This is a genomic window from Pseudomonas sp. lyk4-R2A-8 (assembly GCF_030209095.1).
GTDB classification, from domain to species: domain Bacteria; phylum Pseudomonadota; class Gammaproteobacteria; order Pseudomonadales; family Pseudomonadaceae; genus Aquipseudomonas; species Aquipseudomonas quebecensis.
The window spans coordinates 107283-130931 of sequence record NZ_JARVSS010000015.1; the positions used below are offsets into that span (position 1 = coordinate 107283).

At 59.8% G+C, this 23649-nt stretch carries 24 protein-coding genes and 1 tRNA gene; 7 read left to right on the plus strand and 18 right to left on the minus strand.

The window, feature by feature from the left end; translation table 11 throughout:
• Positions 1 to 114: 114 nt before the first annotated feature.
• The 7 genes from gcsR (at position 115) to QRN10_RS16150 (ending at position 9057) form a co-directional block, all read left to right on the plus strand.
• The gene (gene gcsR, locus QRN10_RS16120) at positions 115 to 1623 is read left to right on the plus strand and encodes a transcriptional regulator GcsR (RefSeq protein WP_285428703.1); all 1509 of its coding nucleotides are present in this window, start codon (positions 115 to 117) and stop codon (positions 1621 to 1623) included.
• A 351-nt stretch (positions 1624 to 1974) separates the two neighbouring features.
• Positions 1975 to 2358 carry a glycine cleavage system protein GcvH gene (gene gcvH / locus QRN10_RS16125; RefSeq protein WP_181080070.1) on the plus strand — a complete coding sequence of 128 codons (384 nt, stop codon included), beginning with the start codon at positions 1975 to 1977 and terminating at the stop codon, positions 2356 to 2358.
• A gap of 10 nt (positions 2359 to 2368) precedes the next feature.
• Complete coding sequence (gene gcvP, locus QRN10_RS16130) at positions 2369 to 5209, plus strand: aminomethyl-transferring glycine dehydrogenase (protein ID WP_285428704.1); 2841 nt, start codon at positions 2369 to 2371, stop codon at positions 5207 to 5209.
• A gap of 115 nt (positions 5210 to 5324) precedes the next feature.
• A complete protein-coding gene (locus QRN10_RS16135) occupies positions 5325 to 6701 on the plus strand; it encodes an L-serine ammonia-lyase (protein ID WP_285428705.1) in 1377 nt (458 codons plus the stop codon).
• A 39-nt stretch (positions 6702 to 6740) separates the two neighbouring features.
• Positions 6741 to 7865 (plus strand): glycine cleavage system aminomethyltransferase GcvT, encoded by a 1125-nt coding sequence (gcvT, locus tag QRN10_RS16140; protein ID WP_181080067.1) that lies wholly within the window; start codon positions 6741 to 6743, stop codon positions 7863 to 7865.
• A gap of 396 nt (positions 7866 to 8261) precedes the next feature.
• Positions 8262 to 8474 (plus strand): cold-shock protein, encoded by a 213-nt coding sequence (locus tag QRN10_RS16145; protein ID WP_014339904.1) that lies wholly within the window; start codon positions 8262 to 8264, stop codon positions 8472 to 8474.
• 94 nt (positions 8475 to 8568) lie between these two features.
• Positions 8569 to 9057 carry an RDD family protein gene (locus tag QRN10_RS16150; protein WP_181080066.1) on the plus strand — a complete coding sequence of 163 codons (489 nt, stop codon included), beginning with the start codon at positions 8569 to 8571 and terminating at the stop codon, positions 9055 to 9057.
• Between the two features lie 69 nt (positions 9058 to 9126).
• Here QRN10_RS16150 and nadA read toward each other — a convergent pair whose 3' ends face one another.
• The 18 genes from nadA to QRN10_RS16240 form a co-directional block, all read right to left on the minus strand.
• Positions 9127 to 10185, minus strand: a complete 1059-nt coding sequence (gene nadA, locus QRN10_RS16155) for a quinolinate synthase NadA (protein ID WP_181080065.1) — start codon at positions 10183 to 10185, stop codon at positions 9127 to 9129.
• A 292-nt stretch (positions 10186 to 10477) separates the two neighbouring features.
• Positions 10478 to 10553, minus strand: a tRNA-Lys gene (locus QRN10_RS16160).
• A gap of 110 nt (positions 10554 to 10663) precedes the next feature.
• Entirely contained in the window at positions 10664 to 11311 is a 648-nt protein-coding gene (queE, locus tag QRN10_RS16165; protein ID WP_253509147.1) for a 7-carboxy-7-deazaguanine synthase QueE, read from the minus strand.
• 164 nt (positions 11312 to 11475) lie between these two features.
• Positions 11476 to 12312 (minus strand): tol-pal system protein YbgF, encoded by an 837-nt coding sequence (gene ybgF / locus QRN10_RS16170; RefSeq protein WP_253509150.1) that lies wholly within the window; start codon positions 12310 to 12312, stop codon positions 11476 to 11478.
• A gap of 6 nt (positions 12313 to 12318) precedes the next feature.
• Positions 12319 to 12819: a peptidoglycan-associated lipoprotein Pal gene (gene pal, locus QRN10_RS16175; RefSeq protein WP_181079088.1), complete on the minus strand. Its 501-nt coding sequence runs from the start codon at positions 12817 to 12819 to the stop codon at positions 12319 to 12321.
• Between the two features lie 55 nt (positions 12820 to 12874).
• On the minus strand, positions 12875 to 14155 hold the full coding sequence (gene tolB, locus QRN10_RS16180) for a Tol-Pal system beta propeller repeat protein TolB (RefSeq protein WP_181079086.1): 1281 nt from the start codon (positions 14153 to 14155) through the stop codon (positions 12875 to 12877).
• Between the two features lie 17 nt (positions 14156 to 14172).
• Positions 14173 to 15246, minus strand: coding sequence for a cell envelope integrity protein TolA (tolA, locus tag QRN10_RS16185; protein WP_181079084.1), 1074 nt, complete (start codon positions 15244 to 15246; stop codon positions 14173 to 14175).
• Positions 15246 to 15698, minus strand: a complete 453-nt coding sequence (gene tolR / locus QRN10_RS16190) for a protein TolR (RefSeq protein WP_181079099.1) — start codon at positions 15696 to 15698, stop codon at positions 15246 to 15248. Before tolR ends, tolA begins: the two co-directional genes overlap by 1 nt.
• Before the next feature lie 23 nt (positions 15699 to 15721).
• Positions 15722 to 16417, minus strand: a complete 696-nt coding sequence (gene tolQ / locus QRN10_RS16195) for a protein TolQ (RefSeq protein ID WP_032890916.1) — start codon at positions 16415 to 16417, stop codon at positions 15722 to 15724.
• A gap of 1 nt (position 16418) precedes the next feature.
• A complete protein-coding gene (gene ybgC, locus QRN10_RS16200) occupies positions 16419 to 16874 on the minus strand; it encodes a tol-pal system-associated acyl-CoA thioesterase (RefSeq protein ID WP_181079082.1) in 456 nt (151 codons plus the stop codon).
• A 139-nt stretch (positions 16875 to 17013) separates the two neighbouring features.
• The gene (gene ruvB / locus QRN10_RS16205) at positions 17014 to 18072 is read right to left on the minus strand and encodes a Holliday junction branch migration DNA helicase RuvB (protein WP_181079080.1); all 1059 of its coding nucleotides are present in this window, start codon (positions 18070 to 18072) and stop codon (positions 17014 to 17016) included.
• A complete protein-coding gene (ruvA, locus tag QRN10_RS16210) occupies positions 18073 to 18684 on the minus strand; it encodes a Holliday junction branch migration protein RuvA (RefSeq protein ID WP_285428707.1) in 612 nt (203 codons plus the stop codon).
• A 67-nt stretch (positions 18685 to 18751) separates the two neighbouring features.
• A complete protein-coding gene (gene ruvC, locus QRN10_RS16215; protein WP_181079076.1) occupies positions 18752 to 19276 on the minus strand; it encodes a crossover junction endodeoxyribonuclease RuvC in 525 nt (174 codons plus the stop codon).
• 159 nt (positions 19277 to 19435) lie between these two features.
• Complete coding sequence (locus QRN10_RS16220) at positions 19436 to 20182, minus strand: YebC/PmpR family DNA-binding transcriptional regulator (protein ID WP_124387983.1); 747 nt, start codon at positions 20180 to 20182, stop codon at positions 19436 to 19438.
• 149 nt (positions 20183 to 20331) lie between these two features.
• Complete coding sequence (gene aspS / locus QRN10_RS16225) at positions 20332 to 22107, minus strand: aspartate--tRNA ligase (protein WP_181079072.1); 1776 nt, start codon at positions 22105 to 22107, stop codon at positions 20332 to 20334.
• A 109-nt stretch (positions 22108 to 22216) separates the two neighbouring features.
• Entirely contained in the window at positions 22217 to 22438 is a 222-nt protein-coding gene (locus QRN10_RS16230; RefSeq protein ID WP_181079070.1) for an FmdB family zinc ribbon protein, read from the minus strand.
• Between the two features lie 168 nt (positions 22439 to 22606).
• Positions 22607 to 22948, minus strand: coding sequence for a ribbon-helix-helix domain-containing protein (locus QRN10_RS16235; protein ID WP_181079068.1), 342 nt, complete (start codon positions 22946 to 22948; stop codon positions 22607 to 22609).
• Between the two features lie 182 nt (positions 22949 to 23130).
• A complete protein-coding gene (locus QRN10_RS16240; RefSeq protein ID WP_181079066.1) occupies positions 23131 to 23604 on the minus strand; it encodes a Dps family protein in 474 nt (157 codons plus the stop codon).
• Positions 23605 to 23649 lie beyond the last annotated feature (45 nt).

The following is a 23649-nucleotide window of genomic DNA, read 5'->3' on the forward strand; positions in this document are numbered from 1 at the left end:
CGCTGACCCACTACCGTTCGATCTGTGGGAGGGGCAAGCTCCCTCCCAGTTTGATCTCTATCGCCTGCAAGGCATACTGGGCACCCTCCGCATCCCAGAATCCAACGCCACCTCATGCGTATCCACGTCAGCTTCATCGACCGCGTCGGCATTACCCAGGAAGTCCTGGCCTTGCTCGGTGGGCGTAACCTCAACCTGGATGCGGTGGAAATGGTGCCGCCCAACGTCTATATCGATGCACCGACGTTGAGTGCCGAAGTACTTGAAGAACTGCGTGACGCGCTGTTCAGCGTGCAGGGCGTGCAGGCAGTGACCGTGGTGGACATCCTCCCCGGCCAACGCCGCCACCTGCAACTCGACGCCCTGCTGGCCGCCATGACCGACCCGGTGCTGGCCGTGGACAGCGCCGGCAAGATCCTGCTGGCCAACCCGGCGTTGATCGCGCTGTACGGGCGCGAACCGGCCGGCGAAAGCATCAGCGCGCTGCTCAATGACGCGGCCCTGCTGGAGACCTTGCTGGAGGTGGGCTTTCGCCTGCCGCTGCGCGAAATCAGCGTGAATGGCCAAACCTGGTTGCTTGACGCCACACCCATCACCGACGCCGGCGCCCTGCTCACCCTCTACCAGCCCAACCGCATCGGCGAACAACTGTCGGCCCTGCACCACGACCATGCCGAAGGCTTCGATGCGCTGCTGGGCGAGTCCCCGGTCATCCGCACGCTCAAGGCCCGCGCACAACGGGTGGCGGCGCTGGACGCGCCGTTGTTGATCCAGGGCGAAACCGGTACCGGCAAGGAACTGGTGGCCCGCGCCTGCCACGCCATCAGCGCACGCGCCAGTGCGCCGTTCCTGGCGTTGAACTGCGCGGCGCTGCCGGAAAACCTGGCCGAGAGCGAATTGTTCGGCTACGCCCCCGGCGCCTTTACCGGCGCGCAGCGCGGCGGCAAACCGGGGCTCATGGAGCTGGCCAACCAGGGCACGGTATTTCTCGATGAAATCGGCGAAATGTCACCGTACCTGCAAGCCAAATTGCTGCGTTTTCTTAACGACGGCAGCTTCCGGCGCGTCGGTGGCGACCGTGAGGTGAAGGTCAACGTGCGCATCCTCAGCGCCACGCACCGCGACCTGGAAAAAATGGTCAGCGAGGGCACCTTCCGCGAAGACCTGTTCTATCGCCTCAATGTGCTCAACGTGGAAGTGCCGCCCCTGCGCCAACGTGGTCAGGACATTCTGCTGCTGGCGCGCTATTTCATGCAGCAGGCCTGCGCGCAGATCCAGCGTCCGGTGTGCCGCCTGGCGCCCGGCACCTACCCGGCGCTGCTGGGCAACCGCTGGCCGGGCAACGTGCGCCAGTTGCAGAACGTGATCTTTCGCGCGGCGGCGATCTGCGAAAGCAGCCTGGTGGACATCGGCGACCTGGATATCGCCGGCACCTCCGTCGCGCGTCAGAGCGATGGTGAGGTCGACAGCCTGGAACAGGCCGTGGAAGACTTCGAGCGCGACCTACTCGAAAAGCTCTACACCAGCTACCCCTCGACGCGCCAACTGGCCAGCCGCCTGCAAACTTCGCACACGGCCATTGCCCATCGACTGCGCAAGTACGGTATTCCCAACAAGCCCTGACATCGGGTGCAGGGGAGTTGACTATGGAACACCGGCAAGCCCCCTCCCACATTGTGTGCATTGCCAGGGTTTGGTCTGAGAACGACATTCACTGTACTGAAAGCGCTACAGCGTAACGATATCGCTACAACCCTGTTTTTTGCGCGCCATGCAAGGCTTTGATCCACATAGGCTTTTTTTCAGCAGCCCAGCTGTAGCGAAATCGCTACAGCTAAAGCGTCTCCCTTTCCGCCAAATTCTATTAAGCCTTTGATTTTTATAGATTAAATTACATTGGCCGCGATTTTGCTAAGCAACTCCTAATTATTCCAATCCCGTCCACCAGACGAATTCTGGCCCTGAGGAGTTTGCATGAGCGAGTTGCGTTTTACCGAAGATCACGAATGGCTGCGCGCCGAAGCCGATGGCAGCGTCACCGTGGGCATCACCGCTTTCGCTCAGAACGCGCTGGGTGATGTGGTTTTCGTACAACTGCCGGAGTTGCAGACTTACGATAAGGGCGCCGAAGCATCCACCGTCGAATCGGTCAAAGCCGCCAGCGGCGTGTACATGCCGTTGGACGGTGACGTGCTCGAAGTGAACGACAAACTCAGTGACAGCCCGGAACTGGTCAATGAAGACCCACTGGGCGAAGGTTGGTTCTTCCGCTTTAAACCGGCCGATGCCAATGCAGTGGCTAAGCTGTTGGATCAGGATGCGTACGACCGCCTGATCAAAGCCAACGCTGAAGCCTGAGGAGCGCGCCATGACCATTGAATTGAGCACCGCCAACGAATTCATCGCCCGCCACATCGGCCCGCGCCAGGCAGACGAGCAGCACATGCTCGCCAGCCTGGGCTTTGACTCCCTGGAAGCCCTGAGCGCCAGCGTCATCCCGGAAAGCATCAAGGGCACCAGCGTGCTCGGCCTGGAAGACGGCCTGAGCGAAGCCGAGGCGCTGGCGCGGATCAAAGCCATCGCCGGCCAGAACCAACTGTTCAAGACCTACATCGGCCAGGGTTACTACAACTGCCACACGCCGTCGCCGATCCTGCGCAACCTCCTGGAAAACCCGGCCTGGTACACCGCCTACACCCCCTACCAGCCGGAGATTTCCCAGGGCCGCCTGGAAGCGCTGCTGAATTTCCAGACCCTGATCAGCGACCTCACCGGCCTGCCGATCGCCAACGCATCGCTGCTCGACGAAGCCACCGCCGCCGCCGAAGCCATGACCTTCTGCAAGCGCTTGAGCAAGAACAAAGGCAGCAATGCCTTCTTCGCCTCGATCCACAGCCACCCGCAGACCCTTGACGTGCTGCGCACCCGTGCCGAGCCATTGGGCATCGACGTGGTGGTGGGCGACGAACGCGAACTGAGCGACGCCAGCCCATTCTTCGGCGCCCTGCTGCAATACCCGGCCAGCAATGGCGATGTGTTCGACTACCGCGAGCTGACCGAGCGCTTCCATGCCGCCAACGCCCTGGTGGCCGTGGCTGCCGACCTGCTGGCACTGACCCTGTTGACCCCACCGGGCGAACTCGGCGCCGACGTGGCCATCGGCAGCGCACAACGCTTCGGTGTACCGCTGGGCTTTGGTGGGCCGCACGCCGCCTACTTCTCCACCAAGGATGCGTTCAAGCGCGACATGCCGGGCCGTCTGGTCGGCGTGTCCGTGGACCGTTTCGGCAAGCCGGCCCTGCGCCTGGCCATGCAGACCCGCGAGCAACATATCCGCCGCGAGAAAGCCACGTCCAACATCTGCACCGCTCAAGTGCTGCTGGCCAACATCGCCAGCATGTATGCGGTGTACCACGGCCCTAAAGGCCTGACGCAGATCGCCCAGCGCATTCACCAATTGACCGCCATCCTCGCCAAGGGCCTGACCGCTCTGGGCGTTAAGGTCGAGCAAGCGCACTTCTTCGACACCCTGACCCTCAACACCGGTGCCGCCACCGCCGCCCTTCACGACAAGGCCCGTGCCCAGCGCATCAACCTGCGGGTGGTCGACGCCGAGCGGGTCGGCCTGTCGGTCGATGAAACCACCACCCAAGCCGACATCCAGGCGCTGTGGGCGATCTTCGCCGACGGCAAGGCCCTGCCCGCCTTCGATGCCCAGGTCGACAGCTGCCTGCCGGCGACGCTGCTGCGTCAGTCGGCGATCCTTAGCCACCCGGTGTTCAACCGTTATCACTCCGAAACCGAATTGATGCGCTACCTGCGCAAACTGGCCGACAAAGACCTGGCGCTGGACCGCACCATGATCCCGCTGGGTTCGTGCACCATGAAGCTCAATGCCGCCAGCGAGATGATCCCGGTGACCTGGGCCGAGTTCGGTGCCCTGCACCCATTCGCTCCGGCCGAGCAAAGCGCCGGCTACCAGCAACTGACCGCGGACCTGGAAGCCATGCTCTGCGCAGCCACCGGCTACGATGCTATCTCCCTGCAACCGAACGCCGGTTCCCAGGGTGAATACGCCGGTCTGCTGGCGATCCGTGCCTACCATCAGAGCCGTGGCGAAGCCCGTCGCGATATCTGCCTGATCCCCTCGTCGGCCCACGGTACCAACCCGGCCACCGCCAACATGGCCGGTATGCGCGTGGTCGTCACCGCCTGCGACGCCCGTGGCAACGTCGACATCGAAGACCTGCGCGCTAAAGCCATCGAGCATCGCGAGCACCTGGCCGCACTGATGATCACCTACCCGTCCACCCACGGCGTGTTCGAAGAAGGCATCCGCGAAATCTGCGCGATCATCCACGACAACGGCGGCCAGGTGTACATCGACGGCGCCAACATGAACGCCATGGTCGGCCTGTGCGCACCGGGCAAGTTCGGCGGCGATGTGTCCCATCTGAACCTGCACAAAACGTTCTGCATTCCCCACGGCGGTGGCGGCCCGGGCGTCGGCCCGATTGGCGTCAAATCGCACCTCACGCCATTCCTGCCGGGCCATGCGGCCATGGAACGCAAGGAAGGCGCGGTGTGCGCGGCGCCATTCGGCAGCGCGAGCATCCTGCCGATCACATGGATGTATATCAGCATGATGGGCGGCGCGGGCCTCAAGCGCGCTTCGCAGTTGGCGATCCTGAACGCCAACTACATTTCCCGTCGCCTCGAAGAGCACTACCCCGTGCTGTACACCGGCAGCAACGGCCTGGTGGCGCACGAGTGCATCCTGGACCTGCGCCCGCTCAAGGACAGCAGCGGCATCAGCGTGGATGACGTGGCCAAGCGTCTGATCGACTTTGGTTTCCATGCCCCGACCATGTCGTTCCCGGTGGCGGGCACCCTGATGATCGAACCGACCGAGAGCGAATCCAAGGAAGAGCTGGACCGTTTCTGCGACGCGATGATCGCCATCCGCGAAGAAATTCGCGCGGTGGAAAACGGCACCCTGGATAAAGACGACAACCCGCTCAAGAACGCGCCACACACTGCGGCCGAACTGGTGGGCGAATGGAGCCACCCGTACAGCCGTGAACAGGCGGTGTACCCGGTGGCCTCGTTGATCGACGGCAAGTACTGGCCACCGGTTGGCCGGGTCGACAACGTGTTTGGCGATCGCAACCTGGTGTGTGCGTGCCCGTCGATCGAGCTTTATGCCTAAAGCAGTTGTAAGCGGCAAGCTACCAGCTGCAAGTTAAAAGCCGAATGGCTCTTTCTTGCAGCTTGTGGCTTGGAGCTTGCCGCTGCTCCTATAACAAGAAACCGGAGAACCACTCATGTCTTTAAGCGTGTTCGACCTGTTCAAGATTGGCATCGGCCCCTCCAGTTCCCACACCGTCGGCCCGATGCGCGCCGCCGCTCGATTCGTCGAGGGGCTCAAGCGCGACGGCCTGTTGAGCGCCACCACCAGCGTCAAGGTGGAACTCTATGGCTCGCTGGGCGCCACCGGCAAAGGCCACGGCAGCGACAAAGCCGTGCTGCTGGGCCTGGAAGGCGAACACCCGGACACCGTGAATACTGAAACCGTCGCCACGCGCCTGACACAGATGCGCAGCGATGGCCGTTTGAATCTGCTCGGCGAACACCGCATCGCGTTCAACGAGAAAGAACACCTGGCGATGATCCGCAAACCCCTCGCCTATCATCCCAACGGCATGATCTTTCGCGCTTTCGATGCCGCCGGTCTACAAATCCGCAGCCGCGAGTATTACTCGGTCGGCGGGGGCTTTGTGGTGGATGAAGGGGCCGCCGGCGCTGACCGGATTGTTGAAGACGCCACACCGCTGACCTTTCCATTCAAGAGTGCCAAGGATCTGCTGGGGCATTGCGCGACGTACGGGTTGTCCATCAGCCAGGTGATGCTGACCAACGAAAGCGCATGGCGTCCGGAGGCGGAAACCCGGGCCGGCCTGCTGAAGATCTGGCAGGTCATGCAGGACTGTGTTGACGCTGGCTGTCGCAACGAAGGCATTTTGCCCGGGGGGTTGAAGGTCAAGCGCCGCGCGGCAGCCCTGCATCGTCAACTGTGCAAAAACCCGGAATCGGCGTTGCGCGATCCGTTGTCGGTGCTTGATTGGGTCAACCTGTATGCCCTGGCGGTCAACGAAGAAAACGCCAACGGCGGGCGCGTGGTCACAGCGCCCACCAACGGTGCGGCCGGAATCATTCCGGCGGTGCTGCATTACTACATGCGCTTTATCCCAGGAGCGAACGAAGACGGCGTGGTGCGTTTTCTGCTCACCGCTGCCGCCATCGGCATCCTGTACAAGGAAAATGCGTCGATCTCCGGCGCCGAAGTCGGCTGTCAGGGCGAAGTCGGCGTGGCCTGCTCCATGGCCGCCGGCGCATTGTGCGAAGTGCTGGGCGGCAGTGTTTCGCAAGTGGAAAACGCCGCCGAGATCGGCATGGAGCACAACCTTGGCCTGACCTGCGACCCGATTGGCGGCCTGGTGCAAGTGCCCTGCATTGAGCGCAACGCGATGGGCTCGGTGAAGGCGATCAACGCGGTGCGCATGGCTTTGCGCGGTGACGGGCAACATTTCGTATCCCTCGACAAGGTCATCCGCACCATGCGCCAGACCGGCGCCGATATGAAGAGCAAATACAAAGAAACCGCCCGTGGCGGTTTGGCAGTCAACATTATCGAGTGCTGACGCCCGAAGGCGCGGCAATATGTTTTTCAGGAGCTGAACATGTCCACCGAAACCCTGTTGAAAACCCCATTGCATGCCCTGCACATCGAGCTTGGCGCCCGCATGGTGCCCTTTGCCGGCTACGACATGCCGGTGCAATACCCGCTGGGTGTGATGAAGGAACACCAGCACACCCGTGATCAGGCCGGGTTGTTCGATGTGTCCCACATGGGTCAGATCCGTCTGACCGGCGCCAATGCCGCCAAGGCCCTGGAAACCCTCGTACCGGTCGACATCATTGACCTGCCGGTGGGCATGCAGCGCTACGCGATGTTTACCAACGATCAGGGTGGCATCCTCGATGACCTGATGGTGGCGAACCTGGGTAACGACGAACTGTTCCTGGTGGTCAACGCGGCCTGCAAGGATCAGGACCTGGCTCACCTGCGCAAGCACATCGGCGACCAATGCACCATCGAGCCGTTGTTTGCAGAGCGTGCCCTGCTGGCTCTGCAAGGCCCGGCGGCGGTGAAGGTGCTGGCGCGCCTGGCGCCGGAAGTGACCAGGATGACGTTTATGCAGTTCGCCGCCGTGCGCCTGCTGGGTGTGGATTGCTATGTCAGCCGCTCCGGCTACACCGGCGAAGACGGTTTTGAAATTTCCGTGCCGGCCGCGAGCGCCGAAAGCCTGGCGCGCAGCCTGTTGGCCGAGACCGAAGTGCAACCCATCGGCCTGGGCGCCCGCGATTCCCTGCGCCTGGAAGCCGGGCTGTGCCTCTACGGCCATGACATGAATACTGAGACCACGCCGATCGAAGCCAGCCTGCTATGGGCAATCTCCAAGGCACGCCGCGCCGACGGCGCGCGTGCCGGCGGTTTTCCGGGCGCTGATCGGATCTTCACCCAGCAACAAGTCGGCGTGGATCGCAAGCGCGTGGGCCTGCTGCCTCAGGAGCGCACGCCTGTACGTGAAGGCGCTGAGCTGGTCGGCGAAGACGGCGCCGTGATCGGCCATGTCTGCAGCGGCGGCTTCGGCCCGAGCTTGGGCGCCCCCCTGGCCATGGGTTACCTGAACAGCGCCTTCACCGCTCTGGACACGCAAGTCTTTGCCTTGGTGCGTGGGAAAAAGGTGCCGGTTCGTGTAAGTAAATTGCCATTTGTGCCACAGCGCTACTATCGCGGCTGAGTAACTGTTTCTATAAGTAACGGAGGTCGCGTAAACGCGCACTAAACTGTAACGCGACCGCCATATAACAGTGCATTCACGATAGGAATTATTACTTGGTTCGACCTATAACAAGTGAGTGATTCTATCGAATAAGCCTGTGGACTTATATTCATCGAAGTGGCACGAAGCCAAGCAAACACGGGGCTATGAGCGGGGCTTGTTTTTTCCGCATTAGTTGGCGTAGAGTTTGCCCACTGTGTTTGCATGGGTCGCTTGGAACCTGGACCTGGGCAGTAGCTGAAGTAGTTGTGCTACAACCCGTTCGACGTCTCTTACTTTCCTGCAACCCAGCCCAGTACTCTTTCGTGTGGAAAGGGGCTGTCATTAATTTTTTAGCGTCAAGGAAATAAGAAAATGGCTGATCGTCAGAGCGGTACCGTCAAGTGGTTTAACGACGAGAAAGGGTTTGGTTTTATCACTCCAGAAAGCGGTCCGGATCTGTTCGTGCATTTCCGCGCTATTCAGGGCAACGGCTTCAAGAGCCTGAAAGAAGGCCAGAAAGTGACCTTCGTTGCGGTGCAAGGCCAGAAAGGCATGCAGGCTGACGAAGTTCAGGCAGAGGGCTGATTCCCTCTGCGACAAAAAGCCCCTGATATGACATCAGGGGCTTTTTTATGGGCGCAATTCCGTAAAATGGCTTTTTTCTTCCGAGAGCCCTGCCATGTCCAAACCCTTGCTGAGCCCCCAAGGCGAATTCCCCGCCGTGGGCCTGGGCCGTCGTCTGGCAGCGATGTTCTATGACTTCCTGTTGTGCACCGCACTGATGATCGTCACTGCGTTCATCTACAAACTGATCTGGATCGCGTTCGTGGGTGAAGCCAGGATGCGCACGCTTACCGAATCCGGCGCATTGGATGGAGACCCATTACTGTCGACGATTCTGTTATTTGTACTGTTCGGGTTTTTCGCCAAATTCTGGACCCATTCCGGGCAGACCCTGGGCATGCAGGTGTGGGGCGTGCGCGTGCAGAATGCCGACGGCTCGCGGATCAGCCTGTGGCAGGCGCTGCTGCGCTTTGTGGTGTCAATTGCGTCGTGGTTGTGTGTAGGGCTGGGGTTTATCTGGTCGCTGTTCGACAAGCACAAACGCAGCTGGCATGACATCTATTCCGACACCCAGCTGGTGCGGATTCCGAAGCAAAAAAGATAACCCGCCGCCTGAACGGGCTCAAAATGCGGGAGGAGCAAGCCCCTCCCTCCCTGTTTTTTTCGCGTTCGACTATGCGTTACCGGCCAGCTTCAGGCGTGCAGCCTGGGTGAAATCCAGCATGCGCTTGAGCGGCCTCACGGCGTGGGGGATCACGGAAGGCTCGACGAAGATCTCGTTGCTGCCCTCGCGCAGGCACTGCAGGGTGCGCTCCAGCGTGTTCATCGCCATCCACGGGCAGTGTGCGCAACTACGACACGCAGCACCGTTACCGGCCGTAGGCGCCTCCACAAACACTTTGTCCGGGCACAACTGCTGCATCTTGTAGAAGATGCCGCGGTCGGTCGCCACGATAAAGGTTTTGTTCGGTAAACGTTGTGCCGCCGCGATCAACTGGCTGGTAGAGCCCACCGCGTCAGCCAGCTCGATCACCGACGTCGGAGATTCGGGATGCACCAGAATGGCTGCATCCGGATACAGCGCCTTCATGTCTTCCAACTGCTTGGACTTGAATTCTTCGTGGACGATGCACGCACCGTCCCACAACAGCATGTCCGCACCGGTCTGGCGCTGGATGTAGGTGCCCAAGTGCTTGTCCGGGCCCCAAATGATGGTCTCGCCGTTGTCCATCAGGCTCTCGACGATTTCCAGCGCACAACTGGAGGTCACCACCCAGTCGGCCCGGGCTTTGACCGCAGCTGACGTATTGGCATACACCACCACGGTACGCTCGGGGTGCTGATCGCAAAACGCTGAAAACTCATCCACCGGGCACCCCAGGTCCAGCGAGCAGGTCGCCTCCAGTGTGGGCATGAGAATGCGCTTTTCAGGGGTGAGAATCTTGGCCGTCTCCCCCATGAAACGCACGCCGGCGACCAGTACGGTCCTGGCCGGATGAGCGGCACCGAAGCGGGCCATTTCCAGGGAATCGGAGACACAGCCACCGGTTTCTTCGGCCAGGGCCTGAATCACCGGGTCGCAGTAAAAATGGGCCACCAGCACCGCATCCTGAGCCTTGAGCTCGGCGGCGATGGCGCTACGCAGGCTCGCCTCTTCATCGGCGCTGAGGGCCTTGGGCTGCTTGGCATCGAGGTGGGCTTGAACCAGTAGGCGTTCGGAAATCTGCGTCATGTTCGCAAGACCTGCAGGCGCAGTAGCGCGAAAGTCGAGTGTACCACCGGCTCTGGAGCCCTTCGGGCGCCGCCGGACGAAGTGATTGTTCATCAAGCACGGGTGAAGCAGCGCAAGGCTACAGAATATCGAATGGATTCAAAAGCCTAATCTAGTATTCGCGGGTGCCTGCCGAAGCGGCGCGGGGCATGCACATCGTGTGATATTGGCTGCGGGAAGATTCCATAGGGCAAAAAAAAACCCGGAAATCCTCACTTACGTGGGCCTTCCGGATTTTCTAAACCGCTAAAAATGGTGGGTCGTGTGGGATTCGAACCTACGACCAATTGGTTAAAAGCCAACTGCTCTACCAACTGAGCTAACGACCCGCTGTGTGGTGGCGCGTATAATACTGATTTCTAAGGATTATTCAACACCTTATTTCAAATAAATCAGAAAAAACGCGTTGAGGCTGTAATTGCGGCGATTCTTCACCCTCTCAGCGACCCGGCTCGTCGTTCCACAGGTACTTGTGCAACTGCAACTGCAAGCGCACCGGCAGGTTGTCAGCCACCACCCAGTCCGCCAGGTCGCGGGCATTGAGGTCGTGGTGACTTGGCGAAAACAGCACTTCACCAGCTCGACGATCGAGACCGTATTGGATCAGCTTGGAGTTCGCCCAGTCGTAATCCTCACGAGAGCAGATAACGAACTTGACCTGATCGTTGGGCGTCAGCAGCTCGATGTTCTCGTAACGGTTGCGATGAGCTTCCTTGGAGCCTGGGGTCTTGAGGTCGACCACGCGACTGACACGTGGGTCGACTGCGGAAATGTCCAAGGCTCCGCTGGTTTCCAGGGACACTTCATACCCGGCATCGCATAATTGCTTAAGCAATGGGATGGCATTGGGCTGGGCCAACGGCTCACCACCGGTCACACAGACATAGCGAGGCTTAAAGCCGGCAACCTGTTCCAGGATGTCGTCGAGGGTACGCACCGTACCGCCACTGAAGGCGTAAGCGCTGTCACAGTATTGGCAACGCAGCGGGCAACCTGTCAGCCGTACAAACACAGTGGGCAGGCCAGCGGTCCGCGTTTCACCCTGCAACGAGTAAAAAACTTCGGTAATACGTAATGTGTCTTGCATAGTCGCCACGGGCGTAACAGCTAAACAGGCTGTCCGCCTCCGTCAGGCACTTCAAGGAACCCCGCCAACGCGCAGGCCCCAGAAAGCGTGTTTCATAAAAGGGCGTGGATTCTAACGAAAAAACCCGCGCCAGGCGCGGGTTTCTTCTAAACGGGTAGCATCGCTTACAGGCGCTGCAGATCCCGTTGAGCCAACTGAGCGGCGGAAGTCCCCGGATATTGGGCTACGACCTGCTGCAGAATGCCTTTGACCTTGTCGGTATGACCCAGGCGGCGCTCTACGTCAGCGAGTTTGTACAGCGAGTCCGGCACCTTGGCGTGTTTGGGGTACAGTTGGCTGACCTTGGCAAATGCCTGGCCCGCGCCCTGCAGATCACCCTTTGCCAGGTTGACTTCGCCCAACCAGTATTGGGCATTACCCGCGTACTGGCTGTTGGGGTATTTGCGCAGGAATGCGGTAAAGGCCTGGCTGGCCTTATCGAAGTCCTTGGCTTTGATCAGGTCGAAGGCTGCATCGTAATACAGTTTTTCCTTGGCCGGATCACCCGGTTCGCTGCTGGCGGCAGGAGCTTGAGCAGCAGCAGCGGCCCCCGTTGCCGCACCACCGGCAGCAGCGCTTGGCGCGCCACCGGCAGAAGAATTATCAGGAGTAGCGGCAGGTGTAACGCCGGCTCCTATGCGTCGATCAAGATCCTGGTATCGCTCCAGGCCTTCTTGCTTGAGCTGGTTCACTTGATTCTGCAGAACTTCAATCGCGCCTTGCTGCTGCGCCAATTGATCCTGCATGCGTTGCAGCTGATTGAACAGTTCGCCCTGTGCCGAGGGGGCGGACGTAGCCGCCCCCCCAGCATAGGCGCCGTTCGTGCCATAACCTGCCGGCGGATAACTGCTCCCGCTATTGTTATAGCCAGAGTTGCTATCTTCCACAGGAACCGCAGCCCACACCGCAAGCGGTGCGAGGCTGAGAGCCAATACAGTCAGAGCACGACGGCACGTTCGCATGACGAATTACTTACGCAGTTCGACGCGACGGTTTTGAGCCCAGGACTGCTCGTCGTGGCCAGTAGCAACTGGACGCTCTTTACCGTAGGAAACCAGTTCCAGCTGAGCTGGCGAAACGCCTTGCAGGACCAGGTAGCGTTGAACGGCTTTCGCACGACGCTCGCCCAGTGCCATGTTGTACTCACGAGTACCACGTTCGTCGGTGTTACCTTCCAGAACAACGCGAGCGCCATTACCTTTCAGGTCCTTCGCGTGAACGTCCAGAGCGCGCATGGCTTCTGGCTTCAGGTCCGAACTGTCGTATTCGAAGTAGAAAGTGGTGATAGCGCGCAGAGCAGCTTCTTCGCTCAGGGAGCCGTCAACTGCACCAGTGTTAGCGCCGTAACCAGCGTTTGGATCAACAGCTGCGCCTTCACCGGCATTGTCGCCGCCTTTGGACGAGCAACCAACGGCTACGGACAGAGCCAGAGCCAGAGCAGCAAACTTACCAAACTTCAGCATTTCCATCGTGAAACTCCTAATGAACCCCAGTGTGTTAAGCAAATCTTTTTGTAGCGCCGCGTCAGTTCAGGTAAGGGGACCAGGATGGTTCTCTGACTTCGCCTTGTGCGGTAGGAAGCGGGAGCCTTACGCGTCCGTTAATGGACACGAGCATCAAGACTCCCCGGCCCTGCTGGCGGGTGGCGTAGATTACCATGGTGCCGTTGGGCGCAACAGTGGCTGACTCATCAAGGTTGGTATCTGTAAGGATTTTTACGGTTCCGCGCTGCAAATCCTGGGCCGCAACCCGGAAATTAGTGAAACCATCCTGACGGTGAATCATCACCAACGTCTTTTCATCGGCCGAAAGCTTAGGGTTGGCGTTGTAGTTACCAATAAAGGTCACACGCTCCGCACCGCCACCGCCAATGCTGGACTTGTAGATTTGCGGCTTACCGCCACGGTCGGAGGTGAAGTAGATAGTCGAACCATCCTTACCCCAGAACGGTTCGGTGTTGATGCCCGGGCCGCTGGTGACACGGGTGATCTGGCGCGAAGCCATGTTCATCACGTAGATATCCGGGTTGCCATCCTTGGACAGCACGAACGCCAGGCGCGAACCATCCGGCGACCAGGCAGGTGCACCGTTGAGGCCTTCGAAGTTGGTGATCTGCTCACGGCGACCGGTATCGATGTGCTGGACAAAGATACGCGGACGTTTCTGTTCGAAAGACACATAGGCGATACGCTTGCCATCGGGCGCAAAGCGCGGCGACAGGATCGGCTCACGCGATTGCAGCAACGTCACTGCGCGCGCGCCGTCGTAGTCCGAACGCTGCAAGGTGTAGCGGGTGTTGTCCACGGAGAAACGTTCAGCCGTCACATACAGCAGACGCGTCGAGAAGGCACCCTTGATACCGGTCAGTTTCTCAAACGATTGGTCTGAAATGTAGTGGGCCATATCCCGCAGTTGATCGGTGGTACCCGACACGCTGCCGGTCAGGACCTGCTGCTCTGTCGCCACGTTGAACAACGTGTACGTGATCTGCAGACGACCGCCGGCCGGCACAATGTTGCCGACCATCAGGTACTGGGCGCCGACGGCTTTCCAGTCACGGAACACGACTTCGCTGGCCTGGTTCGGCTGGCTGATCATGTTGCCTTTCGGAATCGGTGCGTAGTAACCGGAGTTGCGCAGGTCGTCACTGACGATCTGAGCCATGTCGTCCGGCAATACGCTGCCGCCCTGCCAACCGAACGGCACTACGGCGATCGGGGTAGCCCGATCGCTGCCGCTGGTGACCAGGATGTTCTTTTCATCCGCCGCCGCTATCCCTGCCATACAGCAAATAACGACAAGCATTCCTCGAAGAAGGTTTCTCACAAGGCTAGATCCTCAGGTGTGAATGTCATCTTGAATGAACGATAGGGAGCGAAGTCGCTTGGTTTCATTCCCTGCATCTCGGTCAACCGGCCAATATTCTTGACTGCGGCAACCGCCGAACTGTCGAACGAACCGTCACCACTGGACTTGGCCACGCTGACCGAAGTCACCGTACCGTCCGGCAACATGCCGATCTGCAGCACTACTGTCATGCCTTTGCGTGCCGAAGGTGGACGCGTCCAACCTTCCGCTGCCCGCGCCCGAATCAGGTCGTCGAAACTGCCCGCGACTTCATCACCGCGTTCATCGGCCAAGGCTTGCTGACGCTGCGGCGTATCCGAAAGCAAATCTGCCAAGGCCTGAGCCTTTTTCTCTTCGGCGGATTTGCGCGCTGCTTCCTGAGCCTTTTTCTTCTGGGCGTCGGCGGCAGCTTTCTTCTTCGCGTCTTCGGCGACTTTCTTCTTCGCCTCGTCTGCTTCAGCTTTTTTCTTGGCGTCTTCGGCGGCTTTTTTCTTCGCGTCTTCGACTATCTTCTTCTTGGCTTCCTCAGCGGCCTTTTTCTTGGCCTCTTCCTCGGCAGCTTTCTTGGCTTCTTCTTCAGATTTCTTCTTGGCTATATCAGCCAATTGTTTCTCTTCGGCTTTTTTAGCTTCGGCGGCTTTCTCGGCTTTCTTGGCTTCATCAGCCTTTTTCGCCTCGTCGGCCTTCTTGGCTTCGTCAGCCTTTTTCGATTCCTCGGCCTTTTGAGCCGCCTCTTCTTTCTTTTGTTCCGCAGCAGCCTTCACCGCTTCCTGCTCGACCTTCTTCTGTTCCATCTGCTCGACTTCAGTCTGGCGCGCAGCCGACTTCTGGGCCTCCCCGGCAATCTTCTGATTGGTCTGGGTAGTGGCCTGGCTTTTCGATTTCAGCTGATACAGGGTCGCCTGCACGATCGGCTTGGCTGGCGGCAGGTCCGGGGTCATGGCAAAGCTGACGAACAGCATGCCGAACACCAGGACATGCAGGGCAATCGCCCAGACACTAGGCCAGAAGTAGCTTTCCGAGGCGGACGGCTCTCGCTGTTGCTGCATCAGGGCGCCTCGGTAATCAAGCCAACGTTACCGACGCCGGCCTTCTGCAGTCCGCCCATGGCACCCATGACGGAGCCGTAGTCGACCGACTTGTCGCCGCGGATGAACACCTGGGTGCGCTTGCCGCCTTCGTTACCGGCGCGAATGATCTTGGTCACCGCGTCGGTCATCGCCGGCAAGGTCAGGGCCTTGTCCTGCTGCTTCTGAGTATCGACTTCGCTGCCAAGATTCCAGTAATAGGTCTTGTCGGACTTGATCGAAATGGTCAGCACCTGGGTGTTGTTGTCCTGAGGCAAGGCTTCGCTGGAAACCTTGGGCAGGTCAACCTTCACACCCTGGTTGAGCATCGGCGCGGTCACCATGAAGATCACCAGCAGCACCAGCATCACGTCGATGTAAGGCACTACGTTCATCTCGGCGACCGGCTTGCGCTTGGTTCGAGCTCGAGTGATTAAAGCCATCGGGGAGTACCTGCTTATTCTTCGCTGGTGTGCACTTTACGGTGCAGGATCGCCTGGAATTCATCGGCGAAGGTGTAGTAACGGCCAATCAGGTTCTCGCCGCGCGCGGCAAAACGGTTGTAGGCGATAACCGCGGGAATGGCGGCGAACAGGCCGATCGCGGTAGCGATCAGGGCTTCGGCGATACCAGGTGCCACGGTAGCCAGGGTCGCTTGCTGAGCCTGGGCCAGGCCGCGGAAGGAGTTCATGATGCCCCACACGGTACCGAACAAGCCGATGTAGGGGCTCACGGAACCAACGGTGGCAAGAAAAGGCAGGCTCTGCTCAAGCTTCTCTTCCTCGCGGGAAATGGCCACGCGCATGGCACGGGCCACGCCTTCCATGACCGCTTCCGGGTCTACGCCTGGCTGCTGGCGCAGGCGGGAGAACTCCTTGAAGCCGGCGCGGAAAATCTGCTCGACGCCCGAATCCGGGTCCGGGTTGCTGCCGGCCTGGCGATAGAGCTTGGACAGGTCGATACCCGACCAGAAGCGCTCTTCAAAGCTCTCCAGGGCACGTCGACCGGCACGCAACAGGTTGCTGCGCTGAAAAATCATGACCCAAGAGGTAACCGATGCGGCTACCAGGATCAGCATCACCAGTTGAACCACGACACTGGCATTGCTGACCAGGCTCCACATGGAGGAATGGTCGACGACGGTAGGTTCCACGCTAAATCTCCTGCTTTGATTGTTTACCCGCGCCGCTCACGGCGGCAAAGGCCACACGTAGAGTTTCGGGAATGGCCCGAGGTTTCAAACTGATGGTGCGCACACACGCCACCAAAAACTGCCCCTCACAGAGCAGCGTTGCATCCGTTGCCCGCCTGACCTGCTGTTTGAAACGCAGGCTGGCACGGTTCAATTCAATTACTTCAGCGCTGACCAGCAGCTCATCGTCCAGTCGCGCCGGTGCGTGGTAACGCGCCTCGCTGGAATGCACGACGAATAACAGGTCCTCCCCTGCCAGCTGGGATTGGGCAAAGCCCAGCTCCCGTAGCCGCTCGGTTCGGGCCCGCTCCATGAACTTGAGATAATTGACGTAGTAAACGATGCCGCCGGCATCGGTGTCCTCGTAATAAACGCGACAGCGATGTGCGAACGACTGATCCCCGTTTTGCGCGCGCATACTCTAGTGCTTACTCCTGAGGTTGCCAATCCGGCCAGGCAACTGTTTTTTAATTCTCTGAAACATTTTCACTGACTGAATGACGACGCCAGTCACTGGGACAGCACAAAGCTGGAATAAATCGTCAAGCCGAACGCTTTTAATCGTCCACTGCATCGAGGAATTCGTCTACCACGGGCATCTCGCCCAATCGTGACGGGATATTTAACCCGAAGTGCAGGTAAGCATGGCGCGTCACCACCCGCCCCCTTGGCGTACGCATGATGTAACCCTGCTGGATCAGGTAGGGTTCAAGCACATCTTCAATGGTATGGCGCTCTTCGCTGATGGCCGCCGCCAGGCTGTCCACGCCCACCGGCCCGCCGTCGAACTTCTCGATCATGGTCAAGAGTAGCCGCCGGTCCTGGTGATCGAAGCCATGTTCGTCCACATCCAGCAGGTTCAGCGCCAGGTCTGCCACCGCCTTGGTGATGTGCCCTTTGGCGCGCACTTCGGCGAAGTCCCGCACCCGACGCAGCAAGCGGTTGGCAATACGCGGCGTACCGCGTGCGCGCCGAGCGATTTCAAACGAACCTTCCGGGTCCAGAGGCAAGCCGAGGATGCTCGCCGAACGACTGACGATGGTTGCCAGGTCCGCCGTGCTGTAGAACTCCAGACGTTGAACAATCCCGAATCGGTCTCGCAGAGGATTGGTCAGCATCCCGGCACGCGTCGTTGCGCCCACCAGCGTGAAGGGTGGCAGGTCGAGCTTGATTGAACGGGCCGCCGGGCCTTCGCCGATCATGATGTCGAGCTGGAAGTCTTCCATTGCCGGGTACAACACTTCCTCGACGATCGGCGAAAGACGGTGGATCTCATCGATAAACAGCACGTCGTGCGGTTCAAGGTTGGTCAGCAGGGCCGCCAGGTCGCCCGGACGCTCCAGCACCGGGCCGGACGTGGACTTGATCGACACGCCCATCTCCTGGGCAATGATGTTGGCCAGAGTGGTCTTGCCCAGCCCCGGCGGGCCGAAGATCAATGTGTGGTCCAAGGACTCACTGCGCCCGCGCGCCGCCTGGATGAACAGCTCCATCTGCTCGCGCACGGTGGGCTGGCCGATATACTCGGCCAGACTCAGGGGGCGAATGGCCCGGTCCTGGACTTCTTCACGGTCGCGCGGGCCGGTGGCCGCAATCAGACGATCTGCTTCAATCACTTAAATCATTCCCTTCAGGGCGCGGCGGATCATGTCTTCACTGCTCAGGTTCTTGTCCTTGATCGCCGACACGGCTTTGCTGGCTTCCTGCGGCTTGTAGCCCAGGGAGATCAGCGCACTGACGGCGTCGCTTTCAGCGCTCGCAACCTGGCCCGCCGGCATATCCGGCTGGTTCGGTACCAATGCGAACATGCTCGGCACCACTTCCCAGGCTTTAAAGCGGTCTTTGAGTTCCACCAGCAGGCGCTCGGCAGTCTTCTTGCCCACGCCTGGCACCTTGGTCAGCGCCGAGGTGTCCTGCGCCGAGACGGCACGCACCAGCTCGTCCACCTCCAGGCTCGACATCAAGGCGAGTGCCAATTTGGGCCCTACGCCATTCAACCGGATCAGTTCGCGGAAGAAATCGCGGTCGCGCTTGCCAATGAAACCATAGAGCAATTGCGCATCTTCGCGCACCACCAGATGGGTATGCAGGGTTATCGGCTCGCCGACCGGTGGCAGGCGATACAGAGTCGTCATGGGGACTTCCAGCTCATACCCCAGCCCATTGACGTCCAGAATCAGGTGCGGCGGCTGTTTTTCAGCCAGGGTGCCGCGCAAACGTCCAATCACGGTACAGATCCTTAACACGTAGGGTCAGATCAACGCCTGACCGGAAATCACGATTGCGCTGATGCTATCAGAGACGCAGGCGCCCGCCACGACTGCGTGCCGTACCGAGGCCGTGAGGCAGCAGGCTGGAACGGGTATGGGCATGGCAAATGGCAATGGCCAGGGCGTCAGAGGCGTCAATCTGCGGTTTTGCGGTGAGCTTGAGCATGTGCATGACCATCATCTGCACCTGCTCTTTGTTGGCGGCGCCGGTGCCGACCACGGCCTGCTTGACCTGGGTCGCGGTGTACTCGGCGATCTCCATGCTCTCCTCCGCGCCGGCGACGATGGCCGCGCCACGGGCCTGGCCCAGTTTCAACGCGGAATCGGCGTTTTTCGCCATGAACACTTTTTCAATACCCATGGTGACCGGGCCGTAGGTCTGGATAACTTCGCGCACGCCCCGATAAACGATCTGCAGGCGCTCGGCCAATTCACCCGAACCGGTACGGATACAGCCCGACGCAACATACACACAGCCGCGCGGGGTGTGTTGCACCACGCCAAAACCGGTGATGCGCGAACCGGGGTCGATACCTAGGATTAAAGTCATAACGCCTGCGGGTTGGGTTAAACACATTTTTTGATACAGGGAAAATTCAATGTGGGAGGGGGCTTGCCCCCGATTGCAGCGTATCAGTCACCCCATACAGCCACTGATACACCGCTATCGGGGGGCAAGCCCCCTCCCACAATGAAGCCACATCGCACTTCAGCCCAGCTGTTCGGCCACTGACTCTGGAATGTCGGCATTCGAATAGACGTTTTGTACATCGTCCAGATCTTCAAGCATATCCAGCAATTTCAACACTTTCTGCGCGCCGTCCAGGTCCAATTCAGCGCTGGTGGTCGGCAGCATGACGATTTCCGCGTCGGTGCCTTTGAAACCGGCAGCCTCCAACGCGTTACGCACGGCATAAAAGCTGGCAAACGAGGTGAACACATCGATGGAGCCATCCTCGTTGGTCACCACATCATCGGCATCCGCCTCCATCGCCGCTTCCATCAGCGCGTCTTCATCGGTGCCCGGCGCGAAGGTAATCTGCCCCTTGCGCTCGAACAGGTAGGCCACCGACCCGTCAGTACCGAGGTTGCCACCGCACTTGCTGAACGCATGGCGCACGGCAGCCGCGGTGCGGTTGCGGTTGTCGGTCATGCATTCGACCATTACCGCCACACCGCCCGGGCCGTAGCCTTCGTAGGTCAATTCGACCATATCATCGGTGTCGGCCGCGCCGGCCCCACGGGCCACGGCGCGATCGATGATGTCGCGGCTCATATTGGCGCCGAGCGCCTTGTCCAGAGCCAGGCGCAGACGCGGGTTGGAACCTGGATCACCACCACCCTGACGGGCAGCGACGGTCAGTTCGCGGATCCACTTGGTAAAAATCTTGCCTTTCTTGGCATCCTGACGCTCTTTGCGGTGCTTGATGTTCGCCCACTTGGAATGGCCAGCCATAACACAACTCCGAATTCTCTAGAAACCTTGTCAATCCTGCCCCAGGCCGGATTTCTATCTGTTGAACACAGCCCTTGGAACGCAAAGGCGCATCCGAAGATGCGCCTTTTTAGACTGCGTAAACCTCAGTGCGCTTTCACGCAGCAGCCTTACTCAGCCTTCGGCGTCTCGCGCAGGCGGATGTGCAGTTCACGCAACGCCTTCGCATCGACTACGCCCGGAGCCTGCGTCATCACATCAGCAGCACTCTGGGTTTTCGGGAAGGCGATCACTTCACGGATCGACTGGGCGCCGGTCATCAGCATCACCAGGCGGTCCAGACCGAACGCCAGGCCACCGTGTGGCGGTGCACCGTATTTCAAGGCGTCGAGCAGGAAGCCGAATTTCTCTTCCTGTTCCGCTTCGTTGATGCCCAGCAGACGGAAAACCGCTTGCTGCATCTCTTTGCGGTGGATACGGATCGAACCGCCACCCAACTCGGTGCCGTTGAGCACCATGTCGTAGGCTCGGGACAAAGCGCCTGCCGGATTGGCTTCCAACTCTGCAGGGGAGCATTTCGGCGCGGTGAACGGGTGGTGCAAGGCGCTGAAGCTGCCGTCGTCGTTCTCTTCGAACATCGGGAAGTCAACCACCCACATCGGCGCCCACTCGCAGGTCAGCAGGTTCAGGTCGTGACCGAGCTTGATACGCAGTGCGCCCAGGGCCTCGCTGACGATCTTGGCCTTGTCGGCGCCGAAGAACACGATATCGCCATCGACCGCACCGACGCGATCAAGGATCACATTCAGGTTGGCTTCCGGGATGTTCTTCACAATCGGCGACTGCAGGCCGTCAACGCCGTTGGCGCGCTCGTTGACCTTGATGTACGCCAGGCCCTTGGCACCGTAGATGCCGACAAACTTGGTGTAGTCGTCGATCTGCTTGCGCGGCATGCTCGCGCCGCCAGGCACGCGCAGAGCGGCGATGCGGCATTTAGGGTCGTTGGCCGGGCCGCTGAACACCTTGAAGTCGACTTCTTTAAGCTGGTCGGCCACGTCCACCAGTTCCAGCGGGTTACGCAGGTCGGGCTTGTCGGAACCGTAGCGGCGCATGGCTTCTTCGAACGTCATGTGCGGGAAGTCACCGAATTCCAGGTCCAGCACTTCCTTGAACAGGTTGCGGATCATTTGTTCGGTGATACCCATGATCTCTTTTTCATCGAGGAAGCTGGTCTCGATGTCGATCTGGGTGAATTCCGGCTGGCGGTCGGCGCGCAGGTCTTCGTCGCGGAAGCATTTGGCGATCTGGTAGTAACGGTCGAAGCCGGCCACCATCAGCAGTTGCTTGAACAGCTGCGGTGATTGCGGCAACGCGAAGAACGAACCGGCGTGGGTACGGCTAGGCACCAGGTAGTCACGCGCGCCTTCCGGGGTGGCCCGGGTCAGGATCGGCGTTTCAACGTCAAGGAAGCCGTTTTCGTCGAGGAAACGACGGATACTGGTGGTCATGCGCGAACGCAGACGCAGCTTCTCGGCCATTTCAGGACGGCGCAGGTCCAGGAAGCGATAGCGCAGACGGGTCTCTTCGCCCACATCGGAGTATTCGTTGAGCGGGAACGGCGGGGTTTCCGACTCGTTCAACACTTCCAGCTCGTAGCCCAACACCTCGATACCGCCGGAGGCCATGTTCTTGTTCACGGCACCGGCCGGACGCAGACGCACCTTGCCGGTGATCTTCACGACGTACTCGCTGCGCACGCGGTCGGCGGCGGCGAAGCTCTCGGCGCGGTCCGGGTCGAACACCACCTGGGCCAGACCGTCACGATCACGGATGTCGAGGAAGATCACCCCGCCGTGGTCGCGGCGACGGTGAACCCATCCGCAAAGGGTGATTTCCTGACCTTCCAGGGTCTCGTTCAGTTGGCCGCAATAGTGGCTGCGCATCATGGTCGTGGTTTCACTTCTCGTAATTCGAAATTCGGTGGAGGCCTGCCTCGGTCACCGGACATTTAAGCCAGGGGACGGATAATGCAGGAGCCTGCGCGTAGAGTTCAACTCAGTCTGCTTTGTCGCCGCCCGCCAGGTTCTTCTTGGCGCCGGTCTTGAAATCGGTCTCATACCAGCCGCCGCCACTCAGGCGGAAGCCCGGCATCGACAACATTTTCTTGAGCTCAGGGGCCTTGCAGGCCGGGCAATCGACCAACGGCGCTGCGCTGATCTTCTGGATGGCTTCCAACTGGTGACCGCAGGAAGCACATTGATAGTCGTACATGGGCATGGCGATGTCTCGCGAACAGATCGTTACTGCGCCACGCCTGCCCGAAGGGTAAAGCCCCGGCCTGCGCAGCAAAGCGCGGGATTATATCTGGTTAATCGAGGCAGCGCAGCCGGCTTTCTGCCCGAAAGCCTGCCCGCCAGGATGGCGGACCGGCACCGGGCACCCGGGCTACTCCGGGCTGGGCGAAGACGCACGCCCCTTTAGCAGGTGAACCACACACACCACCCTGACCAGACCACTGAAGTTCTTCACCCCCCCATAACGCAAGTGCACTTCCCGGTCGACGTAAGACAGCAACGCACTGACTGAACAGGCGTTGAGCCTGGCGATTTCCGTCAGGATATTCCAATAGATCTGCTCAAGACGCAGGCATGTTGAGAACCCGTTGAGCCTGACTGATCGAGACAGCGGCCTTGCCAGCCCCATGTCGAACCCCTTGGAAAAGGGATCGACCTTTATCTTATGAACGCCACAGGCTTCCATAACTCCATTACATACTGCACGTGACATACACCTGACACTCCATTGCCAAACAGCAGCCCACGGGTTTCTCCCATTGGGCAGTGGGCCTATCAAACAGCACGAAGCGCGGGGTGAGCCAGAAGACAGGGAGTTGAAAGCTGTAGGACAACGCCAGGAAGTGCGCAGAAACATGCAAGCGGCGCCAGGACGGCGCCGCTCAGGGCCGAGCCTTACTTGGACTCAAGCAGGGAACGCAGCATCCATGCGGTTTTCTCGTGCACCTGCATCCGCTGGGTCAGCAGGTCCGCGGTCGGTTCGTCGCTGACCTTGTCGAGCAGCGGAAAAATGCCACGCGCGGTACGAGTGACCGCCTCCTGACCTTCCACCAATTGCTTGATCATCTCTTCAGCGCTGGGCACACCCTCCTCTTCCTTGATGGAAGACAGGCGCGCGTAGACCGAATAGGCACCCGGCGCCGGGAAACCGAGGGCACGGATACGCTCGGCAATGGAGTCCACCGCCAGCGCCAGCTCGTTGTACTGCTCTTCAAACATCAAGTGCAGCGTACGAAACATCGGGCCCGTGACGTTCCAATGGAAGTTATGGGTCTTCAGGTACAGTACATAGGTATCGGAAAGCAGGCGCGAAAGCCCATCGACGATGGATTTACGATCTTCTTCACTGATACCGATATCGATTGCCATGGTTATCCCCTTCAATTGACAAACATTCATTGAGCAGATGCAGCA